The sequence below is a fragment of the Pedobacter sp. MC2016-05 genome (genome assembly GCF_026239735.1).
In the GTDB taxonomy this organism is placed as follows: domain Bacteria; phylum Bacteroidota; class Bacteroidia; order Sphingobacteriales; family Sphingobacteriaceae; genus Pedobacter.
On the sequence record NZ_JAPIVT010000043.1, the window covers coordinates 1 to 2,724 of the forward strand.

Annotated in this window: 2 protein-coding genes; both read right to left on the reverse strand. The window is 43.3% G+C overall.

What is annotated here, in order from left to right:
- Window positions 1-126: 126 nt before the first annotated feature.
- On the reverse strand, window positions 127-852 hold the full coding sequence (gene istB / locus OQZ33_RS24060) for an IS21-like element helper ATPase IstB (RefSeq protein WP_265802111.1): 726 nt from the start codon (window positions 850-852) through the stop codon (window positions 127-129).
- 18 nt (window positions 853-870) lie between these two features.
- A complete protein-coding gene (gene istA / locus OQZ33_RS24065; RefSeq protein WP_265802112.1) occupies window positions 871-2,445 on the reverse strand; it encodes an IS21 family transposase in 1,575 nt (524 codons plus the stop codon).
- Between the last annotated feature and the right edge of the window lie 279 nt (window positions 2,446-2,724).

Below are 2,724 nucleotides of genomic sequence, written 5' to 3' on the forward strand. Positions count from 1 at the left end.
TGGATATTCCGAGAAAAGTTTACCAGTATTTCCGCTTTGAAACCTTACCAGGTTTTCCGACGCAAAGGTTACCAGCGACAGCTGGTTTATTATAAGAGTTGCTTTTTTGTTTAACAATAATAAGGTTTATTTTTTCTTTCTCAAAGATTCACCCATGAGTTCAACTTTATGTGCCGACGCTGTCAGTCTGTCCAGTATAGCATCCGCAAGGCTTGGTTCATTAATGAACTCATAATATTTATCCAGCGGAAGCTGGGAGGTTATAATGATTGAACCATTTCCATACCTGTCTTCAAGAATATCAAGCAGTGCGAGTTTTGCGTCATGGGTAAGCGGCTTGAGTCCAAAGTCATCTAGAATAACAACTGCGTGTGCAGCTATATTTTTGATCCACTTTAGGTAGGTCCCGTCAAGTTTTGCCTGCCCGATCGCTTCCAGGAATTTATTCATAGCTAGGTACAGTACTTTGTGTCCCATCAGGCAGGCATTTCTTCCCAGCGCACAGGCGAGGTAACTTTTTCCGCAACCAGTTAACCCATGGATAAGGATATTCTGAGATCTATTGACCAGACTATCATCAGATAATTGTCCAAGCATCTCTCTGGTCAGGCCACGTTCCGGTTTGCAGATCACTTCCTCAAGTAATGCATTGTAACGGAGTCTGCTGTTTTTCAACAACCTCTCGGTTCGCTGAAAGTTTCGATGCTCAATTTCAGCCTGACAGAGCATGGCTACCAGGGTATATGCATCTTCCTGTTGATGACTGGGCAGGTTTAACATGGCTTGATAACGTTTCGCCATGCCTGGTAGCCTAAGTGAATTAAGTTGATCCAGTGTTGATTGTTTATTCATTTTATTTGGAGTTGATTTCTAATTTAGCGTCTCATATGCCTCCGCTCCCCTGTGGTTGTCATGGTTGGGGATTGGTGAACCTTCAGCAGGAGCATCTTCCTTAAGGTCCATATTGTTGGATAGAATATTATTGAGAACACCATAATTATACTTATAACCTCTCAATGCCCTCTTGCACGCATTCTCCACGCGTACTGAACCAAAGGAACTTATCAGCCTGAGAATACCCAGGCATGGCCCATAAGCCTGGTGAATGGAGATCTTACTTTCCATCAGCTTACTGAAGAACTGATGGGTGGCCGGACCGTTTTGCCTGGCTTTGAGTAAATAATAATCAGGATCCCAACCACGCCTTTCAGCAATCTTTCTGTGATTTTCCGGCATATGCTCCAGATCAGTGGTATAGCCATGCTTTTTAAAACTTCGCTTGTGTATGGCAATCCGTTCAAGTTGATAATAGATTTCAACGTGGTCTGAATCATAAATGATGGTTACGCTTTTGCCCAGATAAGCAAATGGTACGCTATAGAAATGCCAATCTTCACCGACCACTACATGATAGTTCTTCTGAACCTTTGCCTTTGTGTAGTGGGACAGTTCGAATGGCTGAGCGGCCAGAGGCTGCAAAAGGGGCTTTTCCTCAGACTGAAAAAGACTCATCCGGCTATAGCTCTTTTTCTGAAAGTTTAACTGGTGGTGCTCGTCTACCTTTTTAAGAATAGCCCTGTTTAGTTCTTCCAGACTATAGAAGCTTTCATTGCGTAAAAGAGCAAAAACCCTTCTATAGGAAATGAGCACCTGATTCTCCACCGATGGTTTATCCTTTGGCCGACCCGGGCGGGTAGCCAGTAGCCCTACTTTATTGTGCAGTGCCCATTGTTCCAGAAGCTCAGGAAAGGTAGGCTCATATTTACAGGTCCTAACCACCCATTGTTTCATGTTATCAGAGATAACGTTCAGCGGCGTTCCCTGGAAATATTCCAGCATCCTATTAAGGCCACCGATAACATTTACCAGGGTTGCATCCGGCAGCGCCATGACAAAACAATAGCTGCTGAATGGAAGTACTCCAACCAGAACAGGACACTCTATTACCTCTCCGCTATCGCGATCAACATATTCAAGTCTTGAGCCTGCAAAATCGATCTCCAGAAGGTGACCGGGTTTGTGCTCCATGCGCATACTTGGCTTGCGTGAAGAAAGCTCGATATCCAGAAGTTCGCAGAACCGGGAATATTGAAACCCTGAAGGATATAACTTTAGGTACTCCTGCCATAACAAAAACCTGGTAACACCCACACGTTTAAGTTCAAGAAGAAAATAACCCACCTGTTGCTGGAAATGAAACTTTCTTAGATCGATTGGTTCATCCTTCTGTTCCTTTTGGGAATGGACAAGGCTATTTAAATCATTGTCCCCCATATTAAAGAGCACATCGTAATCGGTACCGGTAGCCTTAAGTAACTTCGAGTACAGATGAATGGTTGGTCGGGAAACTCCTGTTTGCCTGGCGATCTCACGCTCAGAATAACCACGTTTAAGAAACAGGAGTATCTGTCTTACTTTTTGCATACTGAGTAGTTTATTTGCCATCTCTATATAGTTTGATCCTGATCAAAACTATAGGAAACGGTAGTAAATCACTCTTAATGGTAAACTTTGCCGTGGAATAAGTGGTAACCTTTGTGTCGGAATGTCAGGTGCTTGAGACCCTTGAATCGTTACAAATGGTAAACTTTGCTCCGGAATACCTGGTAAGACTTGAAATGGAATACCTGGTAATATTTCTTCCGGAAAACTGGTAAACTATGCAGCGGAATTGCTGGTAAGGTTTATAGCGGAATGGTGGTAAACTATAGAGCGGAATATCCA

Bases quoted from the DNA above. Each gene is read 5' to 3' on its own strand.
- istB (WP_265802111.1), bottom strand. From the start codon at position 852: ATGAATAAACAATCAACACTGGATCAACTTAATTCACTTAGGCTACCA.
- istA (WP_265802112.1), bottom strand. From the start codon at position 2,445: ATGGCAAATAAACTACTCAGTATGCAAAAAGTAAGACAGATACTCCTG.